Source organism: Acidiplasma cupricumulans, assembly GCF_001402935.1.
GTDB classification, from domain to species: domain Archaea; phylum Thermoplasmatota; class Thermoplasmata; order Thermoplasmatales; family Thermoplasmataceae; genus Acidiplasma; species Acidiplasma aeolicum.
Map to the genome: position 1 here is coordinate 1 of NZ_LKBH01000059.1, position 2,833 is coordinate 2,833.

Annotated in this window: 2 protein-coding genes; both read right to left on the minus strand. The window is 35.7% G+C overall.

Annotation, left to right across the window (positions count from 1 at the left end):
• Window positions 1-250: 250 nt before the first annotated feature.
• On the minus strand, window positions 251-1,381 hold the full coding sequence (locus tag AOG55_RS01955; protein ID WP_055040827.1) for an aminotransferase class III-fold pyridoxal phosphate-dependent enzyme: 1,131 nt from the start codon (window positions 1,379-1,381) through the stop codon (window positions 251-253).
• 2 nt (window positions 1,382-1,383) lie between these two features.
• A partial coding sequence (locus tag AOG55_RS01960) for an APC family permease (protein WP_330218572.1) occupies window positions 1,384-2,833 on the minus strand: 1,450 nt, incomplete at its 5' end.

A 2,833-nucleotide genomic window follows, 5' to 3' on the forward strand; every position in this document is an offset into this window, starting at 1 on the left:
CTGAAATGATTTTCCTAATAAATTTATTGTTTTACATATAACTTACAACCTTTTCCCATATGCCATTGATGATGTTGCCTCTAGCATATTATCTAGAGATAATGATATGCGCCTTATATTATAATTATAATAAAATACTCCAAATTCATGTTGTTAAAATAAGGCCCCAATCATTTAATTATATAATTTAATCTTCCTGATTTTTCATTGGTAAATAACTAAATACCTTTGATTTTGTCATTTTTAAATATTATTCTTCAAGTACATTAATAATTTTTTCAATTCCTGAATCCAGCGTTTCTTTATCTATAAGCACAGGTGGTGTGATCTTTAATACATTATTTGATTCACCTGTAAGCGAGCATGCCAGATTATCAGAAAATAATCTGTTTCTAATGTTTAATGCATATTCCGGATCAGGATTGCCAACATCATCAGAGAATTCAATTCCAATCATAAATCCAAGCCCCCTTACAGATGATATTTTATCATTTGAAATCTTCAACAGTTTTTTAATTATATTAACACCATTATTCCTGACAAAATCTAACCTTTTTTCATCAAGTGATTTAATAACCTCAAGTGCCACCCTTGAGATAAACATATTACCGCCCTGCATGCTTAATACATCATTATATGGCAAATCCCAGGAGTTATTATATAAAACCGCCCCAAGTGGAAGGCCGGCAGCCATGCCCTTGCCAATGCAAACCATATCTGGTTTTATATTGTATTTTTTAAATAAAAACATTTCACCGGACCGGCCATAACCAGTATATACCTCATCAACAATTAAATGAAACCCAAGATTCTTTGATATTTCGATTATGTAATTTATAAACTCTTTTGGTAAAACATTCACACCCCCATCTGACTGTATAAGTTCTATTATAACTGTTCCATTATCCAATGAAAATGGACTTTTTTTAATCAGGCTGTTGTTATATTCAATGGCATTTTCCACTGAAATTTTATTATCAGGTATCTTTAGATGGATTATTCTATTATTTATATCATATCCGGTACCATTTGAAACAATCTTTGTTAGATATGTTAATCCATGGTAGGCACCCTCAAGGGAAATAACCGGAAAACCATATCTTGTTAGTGCTGTGTCGCAGGCCTCTGTTCCGCTTGTGGTGAAAGCCGAATTTTCAAATCCGGATAATTTTTTAAGCGTATTTTTTAATTCACATTTATAAAAATTTCTGAATACAAGGCTGCTTACCTGTGGCACCAGCCATTCCGGTTTTATGAAATTGTAACCTGTTGTCATTGCCGATCCGGAAAAATCTAATATAAGATTATTTCCACTTTTCACATAAAATTCTGATGCGCCATCAATCTCTAATGTAAATGGTTTAAATTCAGGTTTAACCATCACTAATCCCCTGTTAACTCGTCAATTGTTTCAACATTTGTTGAGTTCCTCCTTGCATATATTATTATTACGCCAATGATTATCCATGCAGGTATTAATATGTATATAACAGAAAGGGGCATTGTCAGGCCCAAAAGAGAATAATAAATGGCTATGGCCATTAGTACAGATGCTGCGGTTGGTGCTATAATATAAGATATGGGTTTCATTTTTAATTTTTTCTTTTTTATAAATAGTGCAAGGGAATTATTTGTGGCTATATGGTAAAGAAGGGTGAATATTGTTATTGCAGTGCCCCATAATGCAAAACTGTCAAAAAGGCCATTTGATTCACCATAATAATAAACCATTGGCACTATTGTTAGCAATACTCCAATAACAACAATCAGGAATAACCATATGGTTGCAACATAAGGACTGCCATATTTTTTGTGTACCCTTGAAAAGCTCTCTGGCATCAGCCCATCCCTGGCAAGTGCGAATAATGTCCTTGCCCCGCTATTTCCGAATATAACCGGTGAAAATATCTGTGCAATGACAACAAAAATAAATGCAAATACAGCTATATCAAGACCATAAAACTGCTGGGCTATGTAAAGTCCCGGTGCAAATGACCCATCCACAGTTGCCAGATTCGGCCCGGCTGCAGCAACAATACTGTAAACAACAAAGGTATCGAATGCAACCATGATCAGAAGGGCCACAATAATTGATTTTTTAAGGTTATGTTTTGATAATTTTGCCTCCTCGCCGAGGGATACAACAGAGCCATAACCACCATATGCCAGGAATGCCCCAACTACCATGGCAAGGAAGAAGCCGTGAAGACCGTCAAGGGAATTGTTGATATTAAAATATACCAGGCTATTATAATGCGCTTTTGTCACAAAGCCTATTGCAAGTACCGAAAAAATAATTAGCTGGAGCATGCCAATGGTGATTGCTGTTCCTGATGCAACCTTTATTCCAAAATATCCCACCATCAGGTAAAGCACTGGAACGATTAATGATAACAAAACCACGCCATATAATGGAATTGTTATACCCAGAAGGGTTGATAAACCAACCCACGTGAACCAGCCAACAACAATGCTGGCTGCAATCATATCACCAATAACCCAGAATGCATTCCATAAGCCAACGCTTTTTGAGAAAACCCTATTCTGTGTGCCGGCCTCAACATACTTATAATATCCGCCTGCATTGTTTATATGTTCACTGAAAACATAAATGGCAATAATTGCCAGAAATAGTGTTATTCCTCCAATGAGAAATGCCAGCGGTGCAGTTTCCCCACCATAGGTCATTGCGGTGACGCCGGTAACAGCAAATGCCCCTGCCGGAAATATTACCGATACAGCATAAAAAACAACACCCCAGAAACCTATTGAGTTTTCCTTAAGTTTTTTAGAATTAGCAGTCATAAAATGATAAAATAGTTCAATATTTAAA

Coding starts and splice junctions, on each gene's coding strand:
- AOG55_RS01955 (WP_055040827.1), bottom strand. CDS start 1,381: ATGGTTAAACCTGAATTTAAACCATTTACATTAGAGATTGATGGCGCA.